General features: G+C 58.6%; 2 protein-coding genes. Both read left to right on the top strand.

The genetic code is table 11. The features are described from left to right. Nucleotides 1-303 (top strand): SDR family oxidoreductase (locus tag NWF35_RS12725; RefSeq protein ID WP_301239561.1); only part of this gene is annotated, 303 nt, incomplete at its 5' end. Nucleotides 304-320: 17 nt separating this feature from the next. Next, nucleotides 321-599, top strand: a 279-nt coding sequence (locus NWF35_RS12720) for an FAS1-like dehydratase domain-containing protein (RefSeq protein WP_301239559.1), incomplete at its 3' end; no start/stop codon positions are given.

Here is a 599-nt window from a genome sequence, read left to right as displayed (position 1 = left end):
TACGCTGCCGCCAAGGCGGGCCTACAAGGCTTCACCAAGACCTTGGCCATCGAGCTGGGGAAATTCGGCATCACCTGCAACGCCGTCGCTCCCGGCTTTATCGATACTGAGATGACCCGGGCGACGGCGGCCCGGATCGGAGTGGATTTTGACAAGCTTCTGGAGGCGTGGGTGAAGGAGATTCCGGTTGGAAGGGTTGGAAAGCCGGAGGATATCGCCACCGCTTGTCTCTTCTTTGCCTCGGAAGAGGCATCCTTCGTCAACGGCCAAGTGCTGTATGTAGCCGGAGGACCCAAAAATTGACCTGCGAGGTGCGTCCTATGTGGCAACCCTTCATTGGTAAGCGCTCTGAGTCGGTGACCAACTGGGTGGAACGGGGGGCGGTCAAACGGTTTGCTGAAGCGATTGGGGATTGGAACCCGCTCTATTTCGACGAGGATGTAGCCCGAAATAGCCGTTGGGGGCAGTTGATTGCCCCGCCCACCTTTCCCATGACCTTTGACTATGGCCGGATCGAGGGCTTGAGTCTGCCGGAGAGCGGACTGATCCACGGCGATCAGACCTTCCATTATCGTCGCCCCCTCTTTGTCGGGGAAGAG

Source organism: Polycladomyces subterraneus (assembly GCF_030433435.1).
GTDB lineage: Bacteria > Bacillota > Bacilli > Thermoactinomycetales > JIR-001 > Polycladomyces > Polycladomyces subterraneus.
The sequence above is the reverse complement of the archived record's forward strand: the minus strand, read 5'-3'. Positions and strand labels throughout refer to the sequence as shown.